We start from the raw sequence: 24789 nt of genomic DNA, 5'->3' as shown, positions 1-24789 counted from the left end.
CACTGCACAGGGAAATCTTTCGTGAAGGTTTATGTTTTTTAGGTCAAGGAGCAAGACCTCGAATAGTGGTGTTAAAGCGTAAGGTATTAGGGAAAGGAATTTTGTAATTACGATGTTTGCTGCATTTCGGCATAGGCTTCATAAACGCCTTTCACGTTGTACCAGTTGAGAAAAATTCGGGCAATTTCTAAAGCCAATTGTGGTTTACCTAAATTAATTAGCCATTGCAAAAAAGGAGCCATTGTCCGTTCATTCAGTGTGCCATTGAGTGAAAGAATCCCCCAAAGTAAGCGATGCAGCCAAGTCATTTGAATCATCATTCGCACTTCCCATGTCGGATGTTTTTGATAAAACAAAACTCCCATTCGTCCGCGTTGAATTTCTTTGTCGATTAAGCTTTTAATTTGTTCTAAATTAAATGGTGGATGCCAGTGATATCCTACGGCTTCTGGACATTTAATTAGTGTCAAACCTAGTTTTTTTAGCCGCACACCTAATTCTAAATCTTCCCAGCCGTAGAGTTGAAAACTAGTATCAAAAAGTCCTGCTTTATCTAACCAATGTTTGGGGATTGCTACATTTCCCGTAGCAAAAAAAGCTGCTGAAAAATCTGTGACTTTGTAGGGTTCGGCCGTTGGATTGTCGAAATTACAAGTATTAATAACTGCACCGTAAGTGAAAAAGCGATCGCTCCCCAATTTCTCTTTCCCCTCCACTAGTGCGCTAGCATGAGCTTGCAGGAAATTCTTCAGCACGACTAAATCACTATCAATAAAGATAATTGTGTCTCCTAGTGCCTGTTTTACTCCCAAATTCCGAGCCGCAGCTGGACCAGCATGATCTTGCTCAAACCAGCGCACATGGGGAAACTCTTCTTTGTGTGCTGCTAACCACTCCAATGTGCCATCAGTAGAACCATCATCTACTAAGACAATCTCGTAATCAGTAACCGAACTTGGCTGACTTAACTCCTGCACCTCCAAGGCGCGGAGGCACTTTTCTAAAATCGGTTGGCGATTATAAGTCGGTATCACAACGCTGAAAAACACAGTCTCACCCACAACACTATTGATTTATCCTTCTCCAGGATAGGACAGATGGGGCGCTGACACTGTTCCTTACTTGATTCGAGCTAAGAAAATAGTAAAAGGTGATAATTTTTAGTTAATTAGTTTATAACCTAAGCTTAATCATTGTCAACTAGAGTAAATAATAAAATAATTATCTTCTTATTATTAATAGCTTATTAATTATTTCAAATACCACATGTTTTCAGAAATTAGAGTTTATTTATACTAAATTTTTCTGCCCCACCAGAGGAAAGTTTAATGTCTAAATTAAGTCGGAGAGAACTTTTAATATTTTTTGCTGGCAGTACTGGTGCTGCTATTTTGGGAGATAAACTTCTAAATAATTTTGCTAGAGTTGCAGAAGCAAAAACCGCGAGTATAAGCTTTACACCTGTACGCTTACCACATCCCCTACCAATTTATCAACAACAGAAAAATTTCTTGCCAACAGGAATTAGTCAGGGAGAAGTAGTTAAAGCATCTGCGGATATTAAGTTAAGTAGCTACAACGTTATTGATGATGTGGTGGTGCCGCCAGAGTACGAACGTTATGTGATTGTCAGTTGGGGCGATCGCATCTTTCCTAACAAAGATGATTATTTTGGTTACAACAACGATTTCACTGGGTTTATTCCCCTTGGTAAAACTAATGATGTCGGGTATTTATGGGTGAATCATGAATACGTTAGTTTTCCATTTTCTAGTTTAGTCGTAGAAGATTCATCCGATCTGAAAGGACTGCCTGACGCATTTGAAAAGGTAATTGGTTGGGCTTTACCCTCCAGCAGAAATATTGAAGTTGAAGGGGAATTTTTATATAATCAAGGCGGTTCAATCGTTCGCATTTCTCGCCAGAATAAGAATAAACGTTTTGCTGTAGTCAAAGATGCCAAAAATCGCCGCATTTATGGTCTGTCTGGGTTGGGAATCAATAACCAACGCAATGATGACTACAAAAATATCACCACTTGGGGAAGTCGTAACCACCAAAAAGGTGACAAAAATTATCTAATCGGAACTGGCCCAGCTGCAACCCAAGTTTTTAATCTCTCCTCTGATAAATTGGGCAACAAAATTATTGGTACTGCTTTCAACTGTTCTGGTGGTAAAACTCCTTGGGGTACGATTTTATCTGCGGAAGAGAACTTCCAAAATAGCGTCACAGAAGGAGTCAAAGCTAATGGTACTCAGACAGATTATACAGACAAAACGATCGGCAAGACTTTTGGTTTAGTTGGCGAAAAATACGGCTGGATTGTAGAAATTGACCCGAAAAATCCGAAATTTCGCCCCCGCAAACATACTTTGTTGGGTCGTTTTCGCCATGAAAATGTTGCCCTGCGTGTTGAAAAAGGCAAGAAATTGGTTGCTTACTTGGGTGATGACAGACGTGGGGGACACACTTGGAAATTTGTCAGTGCAAGCACTATTGCTTCACCAATGAGTAAAACCAACAGTAGGTTGTGGGAAAATGGGACTTTGTATGTTGCCCGTTACAATCCAGACGGTACAGGTAAATGGATACCGTTACTTTTAACTACTGTTACCAATCCAATTACGCCGACAGTTCTATCTTCTGTAGAATTTGCTGCGTTGCAGAAAGTCCAAAAAGAAGGTCTTTTACCACTACCGAGACGTAATGGGGTTGCAGGTGAAAACAAAGATGGTGGTACATTTAAATGCGATCGCACTAACGAAGCAAAAGCACTACCTGATTATCAAAATAAGAAACTATCTGACTTCTACTCTAGCCAAGGTGCTGTTCTGAGTGATGCCTTTTTAGCTGCAAACTTAGTCGGGGGAACTCCTACAGCGCGTCCAGAAGATATAGAAGTGCATCCAACCACCAAAGAAGTATTCATTGCCTATACTGATGGTGCACCGGGAAGCGATGGTTATCCTGATTCGCGGATTTTTCAAGTTGCCAAGTTAAGTACAGATGCCAATGCGACTCAGCAATCAGGAGGACTGTACAAGATTATTGAAGATAGTGCCGATGCTACAGGTTTAACCTTCCGGTGGCAAAGATTTGCTCAAGGTGGCGAAGCTGGAACTGTTAATGGTGCTGGTTTTGCCAACGTTGATAATTTAGTTTTTGACAATCAGGGAAATGTTTGGGGTGTCACGGATATGTCTACCGGCACTCACAACGGTTTTGATGTAGGTGCTGAAGGTAAGCAAACCAAAATCGATCATACCGTTAGTGGTAATGTTTCCGATTTTACTGGAGTTTTCGGTAATAACTGGCTATTTTTTATCCCTACCAGTGGTGTAAATGCCGGACAGGTAATACCATTTGCTCATGGGCCAGTGCGTTGTGAGATGACCGGGCCAAGTTTTGTCGGAAATACACTGATTATTTCTGTACAGCATCCTGGTGAAGATTGTCCAATTAACGATGGCACAATGCTGAGTCGCGGCATTGAATTACTAGATTTGAATGGTACTACATTCAATCAAACTCGGAGTTTACCTCGTGGCAGTAGTTGGCCAAGTAATATCTCGAAAACTGATGGTGGTAAGGAGCAAGCTACAGGTGTTCCCCGACCATCTGTAATTGGTATCCGCCCAAAAAATTCTCGCAGTAAGTTTATTTAACAAGACAGAATTCAGAATTAAATTTTGAACGAAAAAGTTATGCGTTGCATATCGTAAAGATGCAACGTGACTTATTCTTGTGAGATTTCATAGACAACAAAGGTTTTAGTTAATTATAGAATAAATCTCCATTAATCCAGATATAACCTTGGGTTAATTTTTGGTCATTAGATTATATGAAAAAGTAAAAATTTTTGTCTGGTTATGTAACCTAAATAAAAAACAACCTTTTGTTAATAACAGGTTATTTACTATTCAAAATCTGTGGCATTTCACGTAAATAATTGATGGCTTTTTCTGTCAGTAATCAAGATTTGCCTTTACGAAATTCTTGATGTCACAAGAGAGGAGAATTTGATGTCTAAATTAAGTCGCAGACAAATTTTAGTATTTTTTGCTGGCAGTGCTGGTGCTGCTGTGTTGGGAGACACAATTCTAGATGGTGTTTCTAGTATTGCCGGAGCAAACAACAGGCGACTGAGCTTTACACCAGTGCGCTTACCCCATTCCTTACCCGTTTATAAACAGCAAAAAAGTTTCTTGCCAACGGGAATCGGTCAGGGACAGGTAATCAATGCATCTGCAAATACGAAATTAAATAGCTACAACGTAGTTGATGATCTGGTAGTGCCACCAGAGTACGAACGTTATGTAATTATCAGCTGGGGCGATCGCGTCTTTCCTAACAAAGATGAATATTTTGGTTACAACAACGATTATACGGGTTTTATTCCTCTGGGCAGAACCAACGATGTCGGCTATTTATGGGTTAATCACGAATATGTGAGTTTTCCATTTTCCGATCTAGCACCAGAAGCTCCTGCTGATGTTAAAGGATTGACTACCACCTTTGAATCAGTGATTGGTTGGGCTTTACCTGCCACCAGAAGTCTTGAATTTGACGGCGAAGTTCTATATAACTTAGGCGGATCAATCGTCCGCATCTCCCGACGTAATTCTAGTAACCGTTATGCTGTGGTTAAAGGTGATGCGAGAAATCGTCGCCTTCATGGTCTTTCTGGGTTGGGAGTTAATAGCCAAAGGAGTGATGAATATAAAAATGTCACTTCTTGGGGAAGTCGTAGCTACCAAAAAGGCGATCAAAACTATCTCATCGCAACTGGCCCAGCTGCAACCCAAGTATTTAACCTCTCCTCCGATGGACTAGGCGACAAAATTATTGGCACTAGCTATAACTGTTCTGGCGGTACAACTCCTTGGGGAACTATTTTAAGTGGCGAAGAGAACTTTCAAGGAAGTGTAGGAGCTTTTGTGGGTGTTACAGAATCAGTCAACCCTAATGGAACTCAAACAGCTTACACCGATGGTACTACTGGTAAGACCTTCGGTTTAGTTGGTGAAAAATACGGTTGGATTGTCGAAATTGACCCCGTTAATCCAAATTTCCGCCCTCGCAAACATACTTCATTGGGTCGTTTCCGCCATGAAAACGTTGCCATCCGTGCCGAAGCTAGGAAACCATTAATCGCCTACATGGGTGATGATAGACGTGGCGGACACACCTGGAAATTTGTCAGTGCAGGTGTGATTTCTTCACCAACCAATAAAGCCAACAGCAGTTTATGGGAAAGTGGTACATTGTATGCCGCCCGTTACAATCCAAATGGTACGGGTGAATGGATACCGTTACGTTTAAACAGTCCTACCAATCCCATTTCGCCATCGTTAATTTCTTCTGTGGAGTTTGATGCTTTGGGTTCTGCTCAAAGAAATGGTCTTTTACCCCTACCAAAACGCAATGGTATTGCAGGTCAAACTACAGATGGTGGTTCCCTCGCAGTCGATCGCACCAATGAAGCAGAGAGACTACCTGCTTATCAAGGTAAGAAGCTATCTGACTTCTACACTTCCCAAGGTGCTATTCTCAGTGATGCTTTTTTAGCAGCGAATTTAGCCGGCGGAACTCCGACAGCACGTCCAGAAGATATAGAAGTGCATCCGACCACCAAAGAAGTATTCATTGCATATACCGATGGTGCCCCAGGAGGCGACGGTTATCCAGATTCGCGCATTTTTCAGGTTGCTAAGTTAAGTACAAACGTCAACGCAACGCAGCAATCCGGGGGATTGTACAAAATTATTGAAGATAGTGCCGATGGTACTGGTCTAACCTTCCGTTGGCAAAGATTTGCTCAGGGTGGAGAAGCCGGATCAATTTCTGGTGCTGGTTTTGCAAATGTAGATAACCTAGTGTTCGACAATAAAGCAAATATTTGGGGGGTAACGGATATGTCTACCACCACTCACAATGGTTTTAATGTTGGTGCTGCTGGTACTGTAACTATCATCGACCACACAGCCAGTGGTAATGTTTCCAATTTTACAGGAGTTTTCGGTAATAACTGGCTATTCTATATTCCTACTACTGGTACTCACGCGGGAGAGGTAATACCCTTTGCTCATGGGCCAGTGCGTTGTGAGATGACAGGGCCAACTTTTGTGGGAGACACGCTGATTATTTCCGTACAGCATCCCGGCGAAGATAGCCCAATTAATGATGGTACGATTTTGAGTCGTGAGATTGAACTACTGGATTTGAATGGTGTTACATTCAATCAGACCCGGACTGTCCCTCGTGGTAGTAGTTGGCCAAGTAACATCCCAACTGCTGACGGTGGTAAGGGTCAACCGAGAAGTGTTCCCAAACCATCTGTAATTGCTATCAGACGTAAAAATCCTACTGGCAATTTTACTTAACTATGTGTGTAGAGACGTTATTATCTAACGTCTCTACATTAATTTTCAAAGTAGGACTATTAATTTGTTACTCTAGATAGTTTTTTTGGGTTTCATTCCCAACGCCATAGCACCAGCGATCGCTATACCACCAAGAGTCATCGGTTCTGGTACGGACGTACTTTTAGAGTAAGTTACTGTACCCACCTCTGTTGTAGACAATAAGTCAGCACTGAGAATGCTATAAAATTTTGTTCCTCCTGTATTTGGATTACCTGGATTGTTGCCAATAAAAAACCGATCTTCAACCAAATAGCTCAGTCCTGACAGGTTGCGATTTGTAAAGCTGACTACAGGAGATGATGGGTAATCAAAATCACTTGCCCCTGTATACTGAGTACCCAAGTAGTCAAACAAGATAGATAATCCATTGTTAACGCCTAGAGTTTCCTCGCCTAACCCGCTTAAGGTCGAGTCATCATACCGAAAAGAGCCGAAATACTGACCGGGGCGATCGCCAGATGTCGCATTTACGGTGAAATCATAATTAACTAAGGCAGCTTGCGTCGGTTTAACAACAGCAGCAACCGCGATCGCAACAGCAAAAGCAGCAATGCTAATATCTTTAGCTAATTTCATCAGAAAATGCTCCGAAGCTAAAAAATGAATAATTTTGTAATTTCACTTAAATAAACTTTTAACCAATGTATATAGGTTAAGAAATAACCAACAAAAAACTATCTTTGTTAAATCTTTAAGGTTGTCAGGTATATATAAAATTTGTGTAAACTTATTTCAATATTTACAGTAGCTTATGTTTTTATGGGCGTAGGCGTAGCCCTTACACATAGCAATCCTATCTAAGTTGTGAAAATGAACAAACCACTTTTTCTGCAAAATGCCAAGAAAAGAAAAAGAAGTTTTCACATCTAATTTAGGACTGCTATAGTTGCGAAAATCAGGCATGGAGATTTGCTTGTTCCTGCAACCACGGATCGACAGGTTGTCCATCTTTGCGGCGTAATTCAATTTCCACTACCATCACTTCTTTGGAACCAGGAGGTGCAGGTTTTTTATGGAAAATAATGTCATAATCTTCTGGATTGTGTTTATGTTCTTTCAACCATTCCTGTACCTTGGTTGTGGCAAAAAATGATTGCCCTTGCTCAAACATTCGGGTAATCTGCAATTGCAGTGTATAAGGATTTATGCGACCCATTTTCTACCGCCTTTGTTAAGTTAATTTGAGGACAAGTAATCTACTTACTGTAGATAATCTAATGTTAATGCGAAGTAACCACACCTGACACTTCCCATACAGGTAGAACTTCCAGTTTCACCGCCCTGTTATCTGTAAAAACAAAGTCCGAACCATCTTTGCTCGATGGTTTAAGAAAGCGTCGATGCTTCGCATTTTGTCTTCCACTGGTTGATAAATTATTATTTTTACTGCTTGACTTTCACCATCTTTAGCAGTAATCACAACGTAGTAATATTATAGTAGTACCTCACCAAAACTTGTCACAAACTTGACTGCACTCTACGACTAAAGTTGTACGTAGATTAAGGACGAGGAAACGGATTAGTTAAAGATTGCTCAGAATTTTACACTGCCTCTACACCATTTAACTACTTAATTCTGTTATAGATTGGAAAGAGGCACGCCGCTTCAAAAACTGACCAACAGACTCAGATGGTTGTTATGCAGAGCAAAAATCAAGCTGTTTTCGCTTTAATTGTAAAAAGCACTATTGTATTTTTACCCTTACTGTTATCCGTTGGAATTGCCAGTGGACAATCTGCACCATCACCCAACCCAGCACTAACTCCGACTCAGGTGTTATCGAATTCAGAACGGGAAGAATTAGCACGACTACGAGCAGAAAAACGAATTCAACAGCAAGTCCAATCTGATTTTAAGAGCACTTTTAGTCGCACAACCATATTATTCGATGTTTGGCTAGTTATATTAAGTCTCTTTCCAGTCGCAGTCATTGCTTTGTTATGGCTGTTGCGACGGGTGATAATCCGAGAAATTGTTGATAGGGCAATGCAACAAGTCCAGGGAATGGAAAAATTACAAAATCAGCTAACCACCGTTAAACAAGAAGCTGAAAATGTTATTCAAGATGCGAAAAAAATAAATTATGAATTAGAACAGGAAACGACTGCTTTACAACAAAAAATTAAAAATGAACAAGAAAATGTATCTATTCTGATATCCGATCTAGATTTAGCTAAAGCACAGGTATTAAGTAGATTAGAAGCGGAACTAAAAAAATCTCAAGAAAATATAGAAAATTTAGAGTCAAAATTGGCTTCGGGGTTATCTAAGTTAGAATTTGATGCTCAACAACAAAAAGATATAGCACTGGATAATTTAGGAAAATTAGCATCTGCGATCGCAGATGAACTGTCTAAGTTAAAGTTAGGTGTGCAACAACAGCAAAAACTAGCCGTTGCTGATTTAGAAATATCAAAGTCTGAGTTCACATCTCAACTTTCAAGATGGCAGTCTGATGCTCAACAACAAAAAGATATAATTTTTGAAAGTTTAACAAAATTGCAGTCAGAGTTTGTAGAAAAGTTATCCGAATTACAGATTGATTCTCAAAAGCAAAAAGAGATTGCTGTTGACAGTTTAGGCATATTTGAGCAGGAACTTAAATCTCAATTATCTGAATTACAGGTAGATGCTCAAGAACAAAAAAATAAAATTATTGCAAGTTTAGAAGTATTACAGTCAGAATTTAAATCTCAATTATCTGAATTACAAGTCGATGCTCAAAAATCCAAAGAGCTAATCATTGAAAATTTAGAAAAATCTGGTTCTGAGTTTAGTTCGCAATTTTCAGAATTACAATGGAATGCTCAACAACAAAAGATTCTCATTCTGGAGAAGTTAGAAAGATTAGAAACTGAGTTTGTATCTCAACTCTCTGAGTTACAATTGGATGCCCAAGAAAGAAAGGATCTGATTCTTCAAGAACTATCTGAAATTACGCCTGAATCCATTCTAGAGGTGGTAAATTCTGAAGTTGAAGAAGAAATACAAGAACAGCCGCAACAACCGGAATTCTCTGCTGATGAGTATGTAAAACAGGGAGACGATCTGTTTTCTCAAAGGCGCTATGAAGATGCGATCGCAGCTTACAACCAAGCGGTTAAAATCCAACCTGATGAACCTGTGAGTTGGTTAAAACGGGGTCTAACTCTGGGAAGGTTGAAACGCTACCAAGATGCGATCGCATCTTATGATCAAGCGATTGCGATTCAGCCAGATTATCATCAAGCTTGGTGCGATCGCGGCGTTGCTTTTGGAAACTTACAACAACATCAGCAAGCCTTTGCCTCATTTGACAAAGCCACACAAATCAAACCTGACGATGCTGTTGCCTGGTTAAATCGCGGTCTTTCCCTAGTAGCATTAGAACAATATGAAGAGGCAATAATCTCCTTTGAGAAAGCGCTAGAATTCCAACCCAATTCTCCCAAAATCTGGGATAAACACGGTTATACATTGGTAAGATTGGGACGCGATGATGAAGCGATCGCTAGTTTTAACAAAGCCTTAGAAATTAAGCCAGATTACGCCAGTGCCTATTACAACAAAGCAGCCTGTTACGCACTGCAAAGACAAGTTGACCGATCTCTGTTAACTCTACAACAAGCGATTGAACTTAATCCCAGGTATAAAGAAGATGCAGCAACTGACCTCGATTTTGATGATATTGCCGACGATGAGCGCTTTAAGCTGTTAGTTGCAGAATAAAAATCTAAAAGGAATTTGTCATTTGTCATTGGGCATTGAGAAGAGACAAGGTAGATAAGGGAGAGGGGGGAGATAAGGGAGAGATTTATTCAATAATTCCCCCTCATCTCCCCCTGCTCCCCGTGCTCCCCGTGCTCCCCTGCTTCCCCTGCTCCCTGCTCCCTTGCTCCCCTGACATGGCTTTGAGTTTAGATGTAAAAGACTCAGAGCGATCGCTTTTTTCGGGAGTAAATTGCCCGATTGGGGCATGAATAGGAGCAGGTGGGAGAAGTTTTGGCTGTCGTTGATGATGGTTTGGTGATGGGGAAGGTGCTGGACTTTCTTGTGAAGTTTGCCTTTGGCTGACAGCAGATAATCGCTCAAGGGTTGCCGAAGAGGCAAATTTCCCAGAAAGCGGAGATTTCAAGACGGTTTTATTGTCTCTATCTTTTTGCTTTCCCTCTTCTTCACTCAAAGATGTCTTTGGTTCATAACTTTTCAGTTGGAGAGTCGCAGTATTGCTGTGTTGATAGCCGTTGCCAATCTTAGCTGGTGGTAATTGAGGACTCGTCACTTGCTCTACAGTGGGTTCTCTCTTGGCTGGCGCAAGAGCTGGCGCAGCCGATGAGGTTAAGCTTTGAGGAAATTTGCTACAAATCATCCGTTCAAATTCCATGTTGAAATGATATGTAGCCTGATCCCGGCGCTGCCAAAATACTAAAATTTGCTGCACGGAAACCGCTTTATAACGACCTTGATATAGTGCCTCAATCACTGCCAGGTGTAGCCAATTAAGAGGGTATTGCGTTTGCCAACGCTCAACTAGCTCATTGGCACTATATCCACCGAGATCGAAACTATAGTTAATTAATAAGGCGATCGCCAAGTTGGCAGAGGTGTCTGGAAGTGTTGTTAACATGGGGCTATTAGCTTTAGGCAATAGGTCTAAGATTTGTCACCCATCGCATATTAGCCTAGCGTGCTTTTAACTACATGGTTTATTTTTCCAAGAGTTGCCAAGCCGATAGGCAAGTGTTCCCTATTCTACTTATCAACTTTTAGAATGCAACCCCACATAGACTGATTTAATCGCAGATGTTCGCCCAATGGCAACTAATGCCTGATAAACCATAGCTGCAACTTCAGCGCCTGTTGCCGAACGTAAAGGTGCAAGCACTTTCGGCTCTGGATAGTTGACAACTATTCCCTGTTGTGTTGCAGTGGCAACGGCTGTTCGGGCGTAGTCGGGAATGGTATGACGATCGCTATATATTTCTAAAACATCGCGCTCGACAGCTGGTAGTCCCAGTCCGTTTACTAAGGAGACAATCACCTGTAGCCGCTGCACACTTTGATCGGGGCGGAAAGTGCGATCGCTAAATCCGCCAACAAAGCCACCGCTAGCCGCGATTTGGATAGCGCTATAAGCCCAAAAATCCTTGGGTACATCCGTAAAATCAGGAGCTGGGATTTTCGGAAATGGGTTAAAAGCGATCGCCACCAAAGCTGCATACTGGGCGCGAGTCATGGGTTTATCTGGCTGGTAGCTACCATCGGCAAAAGCATGAGTTAAATCCATGCTCGCAAATGCCTGAATAAATGGTTCTGCCCAATGTCCGTTTAATTCGGGAGAGGCGGATTCTGTTAAAGCGTTAGAAGAACTGGTGTTACCTGCTACTTGATTGATTGGGAGTAATTCTACCAAACCCTTGACTAAAGACGGATTTAATTGATTACCTACGGAAACTAGCTTTTGTGTAGTGGCATTATATAAATCAAATTCACTATGATCGCGAAAAATATTATCACCTGGATCTTCGGTATTACCTAAATCGGGGACTGCATTGCCATTAACTAATAAACCACCTTGGGTATTTTTAGCAATGAGATTTTGACGTAGCACAGGTTGGGCGTTGCGAGAAAGTGCGATCGCTGTGCGATTTTCTGATAATTTGTTATTAGCGATCGTCGGCGCAGCAAAGTCACTAATTGCTATACCTAAAGGGTTTCTTTGAAATACATTCCGCAATACTTCTCCCTGGCTATGACCTGCCATTACTAACCCGCTAGCAGTATTTTGCACAAATACGTTATCTAAAATTGTGGGTTTGGCAGTACCAGTGGTAAACACACCTTCCCGCCCACAGTTGCTCAGAGTATTGTTACTTAAAGTAGGTGCAGCCGATTCAATCCAGATACCAGTACCTTTGGCTGAGGGATTGGTGACAGTTACACCTAAAATACTGGCATTATCTACCAAGAGCAGCGTAATATTTTGTATACCAAAACTGGGACTTTGATACTCACCACTCCCGGAAATTACAATCCCTACACCAATGTTTGCTTCATCACCCACCACTGTCACTCCTCTAGGGACGATTAGTGGAAACACCTCACCACTAGTGACGTTGTAAGTCCCTGACTCCAGATGAATTATCGTCAGGATTTTGGTTACTTTTAAAGCACGGGTGAGGCTTTTAAACGGACTCAACCGTGAACCAGTATTGTTGGTATCATTCCCTGTCATAGGGTTGACATAGAGTGTGACAACGAGGGTAGAGTTCACCATTGATAGTTGAGAGTCAATTGTTTTAATTATGACAATCGTAAATAACACTACTTGTAGCAAACTTTTTCACAGTAATATCTTTGTGTATAGAAAATATATCCACCTGACTTTTTTTGACAAGCAGATTGTGTGTACACATAAGTTATAGACTCTTATGCAACATTCCAAGTTCTCATCTCAATGGCATTGTCAGTCGCAACAATGGCATTGTCATCTGAAACAATCGCATTGTTAGTCGAAACAATCGCATTGTTAGTCGAAACAATCGCATTGTTAGTCAAAACAATCGCATTGTCAGCTGAAACAATCGCATTGTCAGTCAAAACAATCGCATTGTCAGCTGAAACAATCGCATTGTCAGTCAAAACAAAGCCATTGCAACTCCAAAAGACTTGTGTGTAAAGTGTAGCGCCTGTAGAAAGGAGATTAAGGGGAGCCAGTGCGGTATTCTCCCTTCTCTACGAGACGCTCCGCGTTCGCGTAGCGTTCCGAAGGAAAGGCGCTAGCCTCTCCCTTTAGGAGAACTAGAGTGTATACAGAAGTCGAATTAACCCCCTTAATCCCCCCGATGCATTGGGGGGAAACAGGAATCTAGTTCCCTCCCCAATACATACGGGGAGGGTTAGGGTGGGGTAAAACCGTGATTTCTCAGCTATTTCAGACTTGTGTATACACAGTAGCTTTGGCAGAAGGGGAGATCCCATCGCCCTTGGTGTCTCCCCAAGTCGAGTATCTGGCGTGTGGGGTTCTGCGGGTTTAATTAAGTAATCAAACAAACATAATACAGCGTATTTCAGGTAAATGAAGTACACGGTAGGGGCACAACATGTTGTGTCCCTACAATTATCTGTACCTCACGCCTGTTGCAATCTGCTATATGAAGCTAAAGTTTCGAGTTTTGCTCTCGGTGTTTCGAGCTACTGTTTGGGTTAATATATTGAGTCAGCAACCCAGAAACCATGCTCTGTATAGAAACGAGATTAAACATTCTCATCCAGAATAGTTGCTTCTATATTGGCTCCATCCAAATTGGCTCCGCTCAAATTTGTCTGGCTCAAATCTGCTTGAGTGAGATTTGCCTGGGATAAGTCGGCTACAGTTAAATCTGCACCACTTAAATCCGCTCCATTTAGATTTGCTGCTATCAAGTTTGCTTCCTGCAAATCCGCCTCACTCAATTTAGTTTCAATCAATTTAGCAACCGTCAAATCAGCGTGACTCAAATTAGCTCCATCCAAGATAGCTTCATCCAAGATAGCTCCATCCAAAATAGCTTTGCTTAAGTTGCTATTACTGAGATCCGCATTGCTCAAATCTGCTCCATTTAAGTCTGCTTCAATCAAACTGGCGTCGGTTAAATTAGCGTGACTCAGATTAGCTCCATCTAAAATTGCTCGATCTAAAATTACGCCACTGAGATTGGCTTCTCTTAAGTTGGCCTCGCTCAAGTTGACACCAGTAAAGTCTCTGACACCTGCGGCATAGTTTTTCAGGAGTTGATCTGCTTTCATATCTGTCACTGTGCTAAGGAACGTTTAACTAATTCGTAATTTTTGAGTGTAATTGCCCTTTTTTATCTATATACGTGGCTTTATTTCAGTTTGGGTCTAAATAAAAGTCTGAAACAGTCTTTATTACGAATTACGTTAGCGCAGTAGTAGGGAGTCTGCAAGCGATTGATTACGAATAATTTTGGACTATCCAGACTAACAGTAAATCCCCAGCGCGCGCCACGGAGGATTAGTGTGATGAATCAAACTAGAGTGGATATTGAATCAACTTTGTCTAGACTAGCTATTTTTAACTACTAGCGCTACTACCTAGAGTTGTGAGTTAATTTCATACTTGGGAGGGATGTTGCTCACCTTAAAAATTTAAGCATTATTGCAAAGCGATCGCTATACTTAATTCTGGTGTTCGTCTGGCAGAGGTTATGGCAAAACCAATTCGTATTCTTTTGCAGACTACGATTCCTACGACTGAAGATGACTGGAGTATTTTTCGTTTCTCGATGTTACAAGATTACTTAACATCGATTAAAGACGAAGCCGGAAACTCCTTATTTGAAGTTACGGGACGCGATTACGAATCAGATGCAGTCGGTGGTGACTCAGTTTTAAGTAGTCTCGACAAATCAGATTTTGATGAACTTTGGCTATTTGGCCTAGAGGTAGATAACGGTTTAACCGAAAAAGACATTGCCGGAATTAATGCTTTTCGGCAACGCGGCGGCGGGATTTTGACAACACGTGATCATCAGGATATGGGCTGTTCGATGTGTGGTTTAGCTGATATTGGTGATATCCACTATTTCAACACCAAAAATCCCGATCCCGATGAATCTCGTTGGAGCCGAGATGACTCATACACAACTTATATCTCCTGGCCCAACTATCATTCTGGAGCTAACGGCGATTATCAAAAAATTACCATTATTGAACCCATTCATGAACTTTTAAAAAATCCCAATTCACCTTTGGGAAGTATTGAATTTTTCCCAACACATCCCCACGAAGGCGGTATTGGCGTACCTTTGGGCAATGCAAACGCGCGGGTAATTGCCCTTGGTAAAAGTTTAGTTACAGATCGTCACTTCAATCTGGTGGTAGCGATCGAGCATCATCAAGATCAGCAGGGGAATATACTAGGACGAGCAGTCGCTAACTCTAGCTTCCATCATTTAGTAGATTACAACTGGGATATTAATAAAGGTTGCCCCACTTTTGTAGATGAACCACCAGGAGATGGGATGAAAAAAGAGCCACGCGCCTTAGAAGATATCAAAACCTATGTGCGTAACGTCGCTTTCTGGCTAGCAAATTGATTTTTTTATTAATTGCCGTAAGACCACGGGTATATAGCAATCCTACTTGATTTGTAAGAATTGCAACTCGCAGATCCCCGACTTCGTAAAAGTTGTCGGGGATCTTGTTTTTGCGCGTTTGATTCAGGATTGCGATCGCAGCGGATAGTTCATGTTTCCCCACCAACCACTACATCTCGAATTCGGAGGCTAGGGCCACCACAACCTACTGACAAGCCATTTTGCCCTCCCTTACCACAACCGCCAGATTCATCCCAGTAAAAATCATCACCAAGTGCCTCAATATCCGCTAAGGTTTGGAATACATTTCCTGAAAGCGTCACATCCCGGACAGGTTCAGCAATTTTACCGTTCCTAATCATCCAGGCTTCCCCAGCACTAAAGGTGAACATTTCCCCATTCGTCATCCCACCCAACCAATTACGGGCATAAACTCCTTCTTTGATATCGGTGAATAAGTCTGTGACTGGTGTTTTACCCCGTTCAATCCAGGTATTTGTCATCCGCACAATAGGAGTAAAGTGATAGTTGAGACAGCGGGCGTTACCTGTAGGCGCTTCCTCCAATTTGCCAGCAGTTTCACGAGAATGTAAACGTCCCACTAAAACTCCATCTTTAATTAGTTGAGTAGTAGTAGCTGGTGTGCCTTCATCGTCGTAAAAATAGCTACCGCGATGTCCCTCTGGAGCCGCACCATCAAAAATTTGGAGTTCTGCTGGGCCAAACCGCCGTCCGATGGTCATCACTTCCAGCAGATCGGGGTTTTCGTAAGCCATATCAGCCTCAGAAAGATGTCCAAAGGCTTCGTGGACGAATAAACCTGTGAGAATTGGGTCAATGACTACAGTGTAAGTATTGCCTTTGACTGATGGTAGAGATAAAGCAGCGATCGCTCTTTGAGCCGCACCTTTTACCTGTTCATCCAAACCAGTTAAATCTTCGTAAGCTTTGCGAGAGCCAGTAGTTTCCCGTCCAGTTTGTACGGTTTCGCCATTTCTGGCGGTGGCGGCAAAGCGCATTTCCATATCCACCCAAGATTGCTCGATCAAAGTACCTTCGGAAGTAGCAATGATTACTTTTTGGGCGCTGTCACCATAACGCACTGAGGTAGTGGTAATTCGGGGATCGACGCTTTTAAGCAGTTGGGCATAGCGATCGCACAATTGTTTTTTCTGCGAGAGTGGGATGTTTCGGGGGTCAGTACCTTTTAGGGGTAGAATGCATACTGCTTGCACCGGGTCAATAGGTGCAAGTAAAGTTTCTTCATCACCAACCATCCGCGCAGCAGCGATCGCTTCTTCTATGCGATCCTTGATTGTTGCCAGCTGGTTAAAGCAGCTCAACCCCCATCCGCCTTTATAACAAGCGCGAATATGTCCACCAATGGAGAGACCTTCACTAAGGGTTTCTACCTTGTCGCCACGCAACAAGATATCAGTCCCTTCTGCTTCTTCAAGGCGAATCATCAGATAATCTACACGCTCAGAGTAGCGGGCGATCAGGTCAGAAAGTAAATTTTGTGCCTCAGCAAGTGTAGTCGGCATTTCCAATTAGTAACAATGACGAACTGCATTTATTTTGCAATTATTTGGGGAATTTCTGCTAATCAATATTATGAGGAGACTAGGTACTGGGGGAGATGAGTGAGTGGAAAAACAGGGGAGAAGTTGCAGTAAGTTTTTCCTCTGTACCCCTTTGCACCTCTGTCTCTTGTGCCCAATCTCCAATCCCCAATCTTTAGTTACGATGGGTAAGAACTCAATGATGTGCTAAGGTAATTAAGTGAGAATAAAATTCGGTTACATTGTTTGTTTTTAGTATTGACAGGCTTTTCCCTTTTGGTCTTAACAAGCTTGCCTCCGAAATCTAAATCTCTACACACCTATGATTTTGGAGATAATGCATGTCAATTTATGTAGGTAATCTATCCTACGAGGTCACACAAGAAGACCTCAATTCTGTTTTTGCCGAACACGGTACTGTAAAGCGGGTTCAGTTGCCTACTGACCGTGAAACAGGACGTCCACGCGGCTTTGCCTTTGTAGAGATGGGCACAGAAGCAGAAGAAACAGCTGCCATTGATGCTCTTGATGGAGCTGAATGGATGGGACGCGACCTGAAAGTGAATAAAGCTAAACCAAAGGAAGATAGAGGTGGTTCTTTTGGTGGTGGCGATCGTCGCGGCAGTGGTGGCGGTGGATACAATAGATCGCGCTACTAAGCTTTAAAATCAAAAATTAAGTTTTAATGTCTAAAGGGCAGATAATGATTCTGCCCTTTCTTTTTGCGCTCCGGTCTACTGGATGGCTTAAATTGCCCAGTACCAATTAAGTTGGAGATGATACAATACGCTTGGGTTAAGGAGAATCGTAGAATCGTAGGTTGGGGAGCCACTGCGTTGGACGGGTTTCCCGGCTTGTTCGCGCAGCGTCTCCCCTTCTCCCAAAGGGAGAGGCTAGCGCCAAGGGAGAAGCAAGTGGCGTTTGAGGAACGAAACCCAACATTTTCAGTGGTTTGTTGGGTAACACTAAAGTTCAACCCAACCTACGCAGTTTATCGTTGTTGACGCTAACCCAAGCGTATTGGTAGATGATAAAGATTCTTAGCTGTCGAAAAGGCGATCGCCGTACTCCAAAGGAGAATCTAATAGATTGACACTTCCCGCCATAAATGGACGGGGATTCTTGAATCTAAGACATAACTTGCTCTCTTCAGTTTGCACCAACTAGAGTAGAGGTTTCATCTTTGCAAGCGTTGCCTACATCTAGTGCAGAGGTTCCGATATGCCCTACCGTACCCAATCCTCGACTAAGGATAATTCTAGCTGCATTTTCATCTCTATCCAGGACACAACCACATTCACAGGCGTGAGTTCTGGTGGATAGTGTTTTCTTAACAATTTCACCGCAGCTAGAACATTCCTGGCTCGTATATTGTGGATTAACCGCAACCGTGACGCGCTTAAATACCTTTCCAAAGTACTTAACCCAGACACGAAACTGATACCAAGATGCCTCATTTATTGACTTGGCTAAACAGTGATTTTTCGCCATATTTTTAATCCTCAAGTCAACGCACGGCTATCAAGTTGTTAGACTGAACTACGCACTGTGCAAGCTTCACTGCATGGTGCAATACGATTGCCTACTTATTTTGAGGTGGCGCTTGCCTAAAATTTGTTTAGCCTTGCCTCTGTTATTTGAACCTTTTACCTTTTTGGAAACACGACGCTGTGAACGCTTAAGAACTTTTTCTCCTTGGGCGAGAAATTTAGGATTCTCGACCATCACGCCATCAGAATCGGTATAGTATTCCTTTAAACCAACATCTAACCCGACTGTATTACCAGTAGGTTCTACGTTTTCAGAACGATTTACATCAATACAAAATTGAACGTACACCGACGTAGCCCGCTTTACCAATCTAATCCGTTTAATTTGATTAATTTGGTAGAAGTGCAAGTCACGAGTACCTTTGAGTTTAAAAGTCCCGATACCTTTTTTGTCGGTAAAAGTTATAGATTTGCGATCAGGAGCAAGCTTCCATCCTGATGTTTTGTACTCAACCGAACGACAATCTTTTTGGAATTGGGGAAAACCTTTCTTCCCAACAATTAGAATTTCCAGGGGTAACTAATACCAATTCAATCCAGCAACCGTGATTCACGTCACTCCTAAAAGTGATGTAAATCACGGCTACTGAGGACTGAAATCACAAATGAAGCAAGGGAACGCTTCAGGTGCTGTCTTCTTAGCCATTTGGCGCAGATAAAGCAGTGGTAATTAGGGATAAGCTGTACCAATCAATGCTAATAAAAAGCCCTCAAGCAAAGATGAGGGCTAGGCAGTTTTTTATTAGAAATATCAAGCTCAATTCCTTCTAAGCACGAGCACGCGTAATCTGAGTAGTATCAAAGTCTTGCAGCCGAGTCATATTTCCACTGTTCTTATCAACAATATACACAGCATTAGGTGTCTCATATCTCATAGCTCCAAAGGCGAGGAGTTGACCTGTTGCAGAGCAAACTAAGCTTTGTAAGCCATTATTCCATGCTTGACCATTAACTTTCAATTGTCCTAGTCTGATCGGCTTTTTTTGATTGGAATCTAGCTGCACCAGAGTTGTATCACCATACGCACCAACTAAAGAGGTATAAAGTATTCCATCTGGGCACTCAGCTAAATTGCTGACCCGCTCATCGTCCATGAATTTAATCTTACTAATAGAACTTATCTCTCCTGTTTGAAGGTTAATATCTACCAATCTGATTGGTGGTGTACCGTTCTTCTTACCTACTAGACCAATGAGTCGCCCATCATTAGTACCTAGCAAGCTCCCAAGCTGTTGATTTGGTTTAAGTCCTGAGACTATCAAAGTTTTTACAGGCGTACCCAAAAATGTAATGCGAGTAGGTGTCGCCTGTCTTCGACTAAGCGCAACTGGAGTAATGGCTACAACAAGTGTGCCATCACTTAAAGAGGTAAAACCACTCAATATCTCATTAGGTTCTAATAGAGGTGTACTTTTATCTGTAAGTACCTGAGCTTTTCCTGTCATTAAGGATTGCAAAACTAGTCCTACAGGCTTAATATCTGTGCTTACACTGTTTAGGGCAGTGTTCTCTACTAATTCAGTGGTGTTTACCTCTGTAATAACCGTTTGGTCAGCAGTAACGATCGGGCTAGAACCTATACCTACAATATTTACACTTGGTGTTTCTGCCAAGGCTTTCTTGGTGAGATAACTAAGTCCAGATACTACAGTTCCAGCAAGTGCCAACTGTCCAAACTTTCGACGTGATAGCTTGTAATTCATATTTTCCTTCCTAGAATTAATGACTTTTATTAGGTAGCAGTGGCAACGTAAACAGATAACGCTAATGTATTTGCGTCCAAGTTGCTACTGAGGGTGTTCCATTGTTGTTACTAATAAAAAGCATGTACCAGCCTGGGGGTGCGATGTTTCGATTGTTTGTTAGCGTGACCTTAACAGAAGTAGCGTTTCTAGAAATAATGGGTGCATCTACTAACCTTTGTTCTGTATCGCAAGAATGGGTAGTTGCGATTGGTCTAATCAGACTAACCCATTTAATATTTGCAGCTTGGGGTGTCTGAATCGTAAATTGCTGCCCGTAGTTCAATATTTGAGGAGCGCTCTGAATAACTGGTCGCGATCGCGACATATACGCCGGACTGTAGATTTCTAATCGCAGTTCATTGACCCTCCGTAGAGGGTTCCCCCCAGCTGTGACGACCCTACCATCTGGTAGTAGCAAGGCCACCGAGTGATATACGCGGGGGACATTTTGTTTAGCTACTACTGTCCAAGTATTTGTAGCTGGATTGTAGATTTCTGCTGGCAGCATTGATTGTGTTGTGTCCTCATTCATTTTGCTACCATTGCAAACAAACACTGTGCGATCGGGCAATAAAACTGCGCTGTGATGCATCCGGGGATAATTTAAAGGCTTTGCTGCTACGTAAGTTGGATTACTAACTTTTAAATCGACAATATTTACCCTCTTTGTTGCTGTCTTACCACTACCCCCACCGAGAATCATCACCTTTTGGTCTTGTGCAGGTGGTAAAAGCAAACTGGCAGCTTGATCGCCAAAAGCTATGTCTTGCAGCCCTGTCACCACTGTTTCTGTAATGGATTGTGTAAATGTCTCTGGCAGGGTCAATATCCTTGGTGTCACTGCAGTGCCACCCATCTGAGCACCTGAATAAAAAACTTTTCCACTACTTAGTAGAAACAGATGTGCGTATGCTGGTAAGGCACTAGTTGTTGGAAAAGCTTTCCAACCATTTGCAAAGAAAGCAGAATAAATTTCTGGTTGTCTATTGAGCTTGCCATCTTTATCCGGCCCAGATACTGCTAAGACTCGACCGCTGCCTAGTGTTAACACAGTAGGATACCAGCGACCATTATTCATTGATCGTATCTTGACCCATTTCTCAGCAATGGGATCAAACATCAGAGCATAGGGTGAACCATAAAATGGGTCATAGCGCAAAGTTCCACCTGCAACCAGTAACATACCATCAGGGCGGAAGGAGTGACCAGCGCAAAAAATATCCATAGGTTGATTGTTACTATCCAATGGAGGCGCTTGAGGGGAAAAGGTTCCCTTGTTTACATCCCAGACCACACTGTCATAGGGAGTATTTAACCGATTGGGATCGTTACCTGAGCCACAGAACAAGAATACCTTACCAGTACGAAGTAGAGCGGCATGTATAGGTAGGATTGGAGCATTGTACGACAATACTTGCCATTTATCTGTAGTAGTAGCCAGAGCAATAGAAGTCCCTAAATCGATTTCCTCTTGAAGGTTAGTCTTGTTATTAGGTTGAGTCACTTTATTTACAATTCTTCCTACGTGAACTTGATTTTTTGTACTTTATTTTATTAATTTATTTCTCAATTCATATCTATACTTCTTTAGGCTTATTTAGCGTTAAGATATGATGTGTTTATAATAAATAAATGTAAAATCAGCTTTATCAATAGTAATTGCACTGTCAATCATCCATCCTGTAGAGCATCTAATTAAGCCTGAAATACATTGCTACTATTAAGAATACTACATCTCGTTGATAAACTTTTTTCATATTTTATTTTCTCACAGAAGAAAATAAAAATTTTTGGTTTTGCGGCCTCAATTTGTGAAATCATCGAAAATCTCTAGTCACTTTTGGATAATCAGATAAATTAATAAAAAGCTTATATAGTAAGGGTTTTGTAGATTAAAACTAGCAACATTAATTTGTGGATGTATGTTAATCAAGAATGATTATCCAAGACCATCTGTATCCCTATAACTATTTAATGTAGCGGATTACTTCGGCAACTGACCAAGCTTGAGCGATCGCTCCTCTGGGTGTGTGAGGTGAATCGCCATCAAAAATCTCAGAAATAGAACCAAGACAAGCGTCAAAGAAAAAGTGATCTAGCAAGGGTTGCCAATCAAAAGGCAACGCTTGTTGTGGATAAAAACGTTGCCAAGCCCGAATATATGGTCCAATTAGCCAAGTCCAAACAGTGCCTTGGTGATAAGCGCGATCGCGTTGCTGTTGATTGCCCTCATATTTCCCTTTATATTCGGGATCTCCTGGATCGAGACTGCGAAGACCATAAGGTGTGAGCAAGCTAGTAGTTGCCAAATCTAATATCTGACACCCTTGCTGTTCAGAAAACCCACAATGGTGTAACGACAGCGCCAAAACGGCATTCGGACGAATTTGAAAATTCCGGCGATCGTCCGGCTCAATAGTATCGTACAGATAACCTAGCTGAGGATTCCAGAATTTTTGCAGTGAGATTTTTACGTGTTGTGCTTGGTTAGCATAACGCTGTGCTTGCTTAGTGAGACGCACTGGTGAGCCATATTCCATTTGGCTCAAGCGCTCTGCCCACTGACTCAGCCAACATAGAGCAGAATACCACAGCGCATTGATTTCCACTGGCTTCCCATAACGGGGTGTGACGGGGTGTGCCCCAATTACCACATCCATCCAGGTGAGAGCTACACCACGAGCATCCCAACTAACTAGCCCATCGGTAGCATCGACCTGGATATTGAAATGTGTACCACCGACAAATGCTTTATAGATTTGCTGTACTACAGGGAATTGCTCTGTCAAAAAATCCCAGTCTTGGGTAGCTTCTAAATAAAGTCCTAAAGTTTCAATCCACCACAATGCCGCATCAATACTGTTATAAATTGGTTCGCCATTGAGATCGGGAAATGCATTCGCAATCAAACCGTGGCGACAATAATGCCCAAAAGTTCGCAATACTCCTTTTGCTAGGTCAAAGCGCTGTGGAACTAGTGCCAACCCCGGTAAAGCGATTAATGTATCGCGTCCCCAGTCATTAAACCAGTGATAACCAGCAATAACTGTGGGGCCTGCAATTGAGGCTCGATAGACGATAAATTGATCGCTTGCTTTAAGTAGTTGTTGCCAGATTGGGGAGTGGGCATTGGGTATTGGGCATTGGGCATTGAGAACAGACAAGGTAGACAAGGAAGAGGGGGGAAATAAGGGAGAGACTTGTTCAATAATTCCCCCTTGTCTCCCCTGCTCCCCTGCTCCCCTCTCCCCCCTATCCCCAGAGGGGGCCCCGAGTCCCCCCTGCTCCCCTGCTTCCTCTCTCCATCCAAAAATCTGTGAGAGCCTTTCTTGCTCTGCCTCCACAGCTTCTGTAAAAGTTTTGAGGGTGAGAACACTTGGCACTGAGTCGGGAAAACCGACTCGTGCTTCTAAAGTCACCGTATCTCCTGGTTGAAGTGTGACTATCAAGTAACCAGGACTGTGGAGGTCTTCCTTGTCGCCTAACCCCCGTTTTGTCTCCTCACACAATCTATAATCCCAATACCAAACTGCATCTGGTTGATAATTTCCTTGTGTCCAGCGTAAGTGCCAAGGTATGCCGAAGCGCCCAGAATTGATTGCTTGTAAACAGACTTGCTGTTGCCCTAGCAATTGTGAAAACTGTAATTCTTGACTAGCAGTTTGCTGGTGGTGAAAGTCACGTTCTGCTATCAACAGTCGCAACCGTAAAATAGCTGTTTCACTTCCCTCATAGTGATACTGGATTAAAATTCGATGGCAAAATTGGGCATTGGGCATGGAGAAGAGATGAGGGAGACAAGCAAGAGGGGGGAGATAAGGGAGAGATTTATTCAATAATTCCCTTTTGTCTCCCTTATCCCGCTTATCCTCCTCATCTCCCCCTGCTCCCCCGCTCCCCCACCCCCTTGTCTCCTTGCCCCCTTGTCCCTTCGTCCCTGCGTCCCCAATCCTCAATCCCCAGCCCCCAGTCCCCACCAAACCATAGGGCATCACCAATTGTCTAGTTAATTGCCAGTTATCTTGACCCCAAGTCCATTTGGGAACTGGGTTAATATCAAAACGGCGTAGCTGTTCGTAACCTGTTGGCTCAATCTCACCGTTACCCCAAACATTTGTCCCTAGTGCCACAACCCTCCCTAATATTTCCAAGCTAGCTTCTAGGTGCGAAAACAGCAGAGTCCTTCCAGAAGGTGGGTTTGTCGCGGCAAATAGCCAACCATGATATGTGCGCGTGCGGACATCAGAAACTGTACCGCTGGCAAAACTTCCCAAGCCATTGGTAAGCAACCATTCTCTTGTATCTAAATCAGGCATTTGCTACTCAAAATCGTTATGAGTATGATATAGTCGTAACAGATCGTAATTAAACTGTGAGAGCGTGGATGGGTAAATTGTACTTGACCCAAATTCCAACGCTACTA

16 protein-coding genes and 1 pseudogene are annotated in these 24789 nt (G+C 42.3%); 5 read left to right on the top strand and 12 right to left on the bottom strand.

The window, feature by feature from the left end; translation table 11 throughout:
* Nucleotides 1-107 precede the first annotated feature (107 nt).
* Nucleotides 108-1061 (bottom strand): glycosyltransferase, encoded by a 954-nt coding sequence (locus tag HWQ58_RS03235; protein ID WP_292857646.1) that lies wholly within the window; start codon nt 1059-1061, stop codon nt 108-110.
* Nucleotides 1062-1328: 267 nt separating this feature from the next.
* On the opposite strand from HWQ58_RS03235, the gene HWQ58_RS03230 reads away from it, so the two are divergent.
* Both HWQ58_RS03230 and HWQ58_RS03225 read left to right on the top strand, forming a co-directional pair.
* The gene (locus HWQ58_RS03230; RefSeq protein ID WP_292857643.1) at nt 1329-3668 is read left to right on the top strand and encodes a PhoX family phosphatase; all 2340 of its coding nucleotides are present in this window, start codon (nt 1329-1331) and stop codon (nt 3666-3668) included.
* A gap of 357 nt (nt 3669-4025) precedes the next feature.
* Complete coding sequence (locus HWQ58_RS03225; RefSeq protein ID WP_292857640.1) at nt 4026-6386, top strand: PhoX family phosphatase; 2361 nt, start codon at nt 4026-4028, stop codon at nt 6384-6386.
* A gap of 72 nt (nt 6387-6458) precedes the next feature.
* Here the strand turns inward: HWQ58_RS03225 and HWQ58_RS03220 are convergent, their stop codons facing one another.
* Together HWQ58_RS03220 and HWQ58_RS03215 are read right to left on the bottom strand one after the other, a co-directional pair.
* Complete coding sequence (locus tag HWQ58_RS03220) at nt 6459-7004, bottom strand: PEP-CTERM sorting domain-containing protein (protein WP_292857637.1); 546 nt, start codon at nt 7002-7004, stop codon at nt 6459-6461.
* A 319-nt stretch (nt 7005-7323) separates the two neighbouring features.
* On the bottom strand, nt 7324-7584 hold the full coding sequence (locus HWQ58_RS03215; RefSeq protein ID WP_179068682.1) for a hypothetical protein: 261 nt from the start codon (nt 7582-7584) through the stop codon (nt 7324-7326).
* 483 nt (nt 7585-8067) lie between these two features.
* Between HWQ58_RS03215 and HWQ58_RS03210 the strand changes: the two genes are divergently transcribed.
* Nucleotides 8068-10137: a tetratricopeptide repeat protein gene (locus tag HWQ58_RS03210; protein WP_292857715.1), complete on the top strand. Its 2070-nt coding sequence runs from the start codon at nt 8068-8070 to the stop codon at nt 10135-10137.
* 103 nt (nt 10138-10240) lie between these two features.
* On the opposite strand, the gene HWQ58_RS03205 is transcribed toward HWQ58_RS03210, so the two are convergent.
* The 4 genes from HWQ58_RS03205 to HWQ58_RS03190 all read right to left on the bottom strand — a co-directional run bounded on the left by HWQ58_RS03205 (nt 10241) and on the right by HWQ58_RS03190 (nt 14196).
* A complete protein-coding gene (locus tag HWQ58_RS03205; protein WP_292857633.1) occupies nt 10241-11035 on the bottom strand; it encodes a hypothetical protein in 795 nt (264 codons plus the stop codon).
* 132 nt (nt 11036-11167) lie between these two features.
* Entirely contained in the window at nt 11168-12685 is a 1518-nt protein-coding gene (locus HWQ58_RS03200; protein ID WP_292857630.1) for a DUF1565 domain-containing protein, read from the bottom strand.
* Nucleotides 12686-12837: 152 nt separating this feature from the next.
* Complete coding sequence (locus HWQ58_RS03195) at nt 12838-13050, bottom strand: hypothetical protein (protein WP_292857627.1); 213 nt, start codon at nt 13048-13050, stop codon at nt 12838-12840.
* A gap of 615 nt (nt 13051-13665) precedes the next feature.
* The gene (locus HWQ58_RS03190; protein WP_292857624.1) at nt 13666-14196 is read right to left on the bottom strand and encodes a pentapeptide repeat-containing protein; all 531 of its coding nucleotides are present in this window, start codon (nt 14194-14196) and stop codon (nt 13666-13668) included.
* A gap of 422 nt (nt 14197-14618) precedes the next feature.
* Here HWQ58_RS03190 and HWQ58_RS03185 point away from each other — a divergent pair, with 422 nt between their 5' ends.
* Nucleotides 14619-15509 (top strand): hypothetical protein, encoded by an 891-nt coding sequence (locus tag HWQ58_RS03185; RefSeq protein ID WP_292857621.1) that lies wholly within the window; start codon nt 14619-14621, stop codon nt 15507-15509.
* A gap of 149 nt (nt 15510-15658) precedes the next feature.
* On the opposite strand, the gene HWQ58_RS03180 is transcribed toward HWQ58_RS03185, so the two are convergent.
* Entirely contained in the window at nt 15659-17053 is a 1395-nt protein-coding gene (locus tag HWQ58_RS03180; RefSeq protein ID WP_292857618.1) for a TldD/PmbA family protein, read from the bottom strand.
* A 359-nt stretch (nt 17054-17412) separates the two neighbouring features.
* On the opposite strand from HWQ58_RS03180, the gene HWQ58_RS03175 reads away from it, so the two are divergent.
* Nucleotides 17413-17730, top strand: a complete 318-nt coding sequence (locus HWQ58_RS03175) for an RNA-binding protein (RefSeq protein WP_292857615.1) — start codon at nt 17413-17415, stop codon at nt 17728-17730.
* 490 nt (nt 17731-18220) lie between these two features.
* Here the strand turns inward: HWQ58_RS03175 and HWQ58_RS03170 are convergent.
* From HWQ58_RS03170 to HWQ58_RS03155, 4 genes and pseudogenes are all read right to left on the bottom strand, one after another.
* A pseudogene (locus tag HWQ58_RS03170) lies at nt 18221-19117 on the bottom strand (transposase); the annotation flags it as partial.
* A gap of 271 nt (nt 19118-19388) precedes the next feature.
* On the bottom strand, nt 19389-20324 hold the full coding sequence (locus tag HWQ58_RS03165) for a hypothetical protein (RefSeq protein WP_292857612.1): 936 nt from the start codon (nt 20322-20324) through the stop codon (nt 19389-19391).
* Between the two features lie 61 nt (nt 20325-20385).
* Entirely contained in the window at nt 20386-21870 is a 1485-nt protein-coding gene (locus tag HWQ58_RS03160) for a galactose oxidase-like domain-containing protein (protein ID WP_292857610.1), read from the bottom strand.
* A gap of 463 nt (nt 21871-22333) precedes the next feature.
* Nucleotides 22334-24682, bottom strand: a complete 2349-nt coding sequence (locus HWQ58_RS03155) for an amylo-alpha-1,6-glucosidase (protein WP_292857608.1) — start codon at nt 24680-24682, stop codon at nt 22334-22336.
* Between the last annotated feature and the right edge of the window lie 107 nt (nt 24683-24789).

Origin of the sequence: Nostoc sp. LPT, from assembly GCF_017115165.1 — a bacterium.
Lineage (GTDB): Bacteria > Cyanobacteriota > Cyanobacteriia > Cyanobacteriales > Nostocaceae > Nostoc.
Note: the sequence above shows the minus strand (reverse complement) of the source record. Positions and strands in the feature narration are given on the sequence as shown.

Coding starts and splice junctions, on each gene's coding strand:
- HWQ58_RS03230 (WP_292857643.1), top strand. CDS start 1,329: ATGTCTAAATTAAGTCGGAGAGAACTTTTAATATTTTTTGCTGGCAGT.
- HWQ58_RS03225 (WP_292857640.1), top strand. CDS start 4,026: ATGTCTAAATTAAGTCGCAGACAAATTTTAGTATTTTTTGCTGGCAGT.
- HWQ58_RS03220 (WP_292857637.1), bottom strand. CDS start 7,004: ATGAAATTAGCTAAAGATATTAGCATTGCTGCTTTTGCTGTTGCGATC.
- HWQ58_RS03215 (WP_179068682.1), bottom strand. CDS start 7,584: ATGGGTCGCATAAATCCTTATACACTGCAATTGCAGATTACCCGAATG.
- HWQ58_RS03210 (WP_292857715.1), top strand. CDS start 8,068: ATGCAGAGCAAAAATCAAGCTGTTTTCGCTTTAATTGTAAAAAGCACT.
- HWQ58_RS03205 (WP_292857633.1), bottom strand. CDS start 11,035: ATGTTAACAACACTTCCAGACACCTCTGCCAACTTGGCGATCGCCTTA.
- HWQ58_RS03200 (WP_292857630.1), bottom strand. CDS start 12,685: ATGGTGAACTCTACCCTCGTTGTCACACTCTATGTCAACCCTATGACA.
- HWQ58_RS03190 (WP_292857624.1), bottom strand. CDS start 14,196: ATGAAAGCAGATCAACTCCTGAAAAACTATGCCGCAGGTGTCAGAGAC.
- HWQ58_RS03185 (WP_292857621.1), top strand. CDS start 14,619: ATGGCAAAACCAATTCGTATTCTTTTGCAGACTACGATTCCTACGACT.
- HWQ58_RS03180 (WP_292857618.1), bottom strand. CDS start 17,053: ATGCCGACTACACTTGCTGAGGCACAAAATTTACTTTCTGACCTGATC.
- HWQ58_RS03175 (WP_292857615.1), top strand. CDS start 17,413: ATGTCAATTTATGTAGGTAATCTATCCTACGAGGTCACACAAGAAGAC.
- HWQ58_RS03165 (WP_292857612.1), bottom strand. CDS start 20,324: ATGAATTACAAGCTATCACGTCGAAAGTTTGGACAGTTGGCACTTGCT.
- HWQ58_RS03155 (WP_292857608.1), bottom strand. CDS start 24,682: ATGCCTGATTTAGATACAAGAGAATGGTTGCTTACCAATGGCTTGGGA.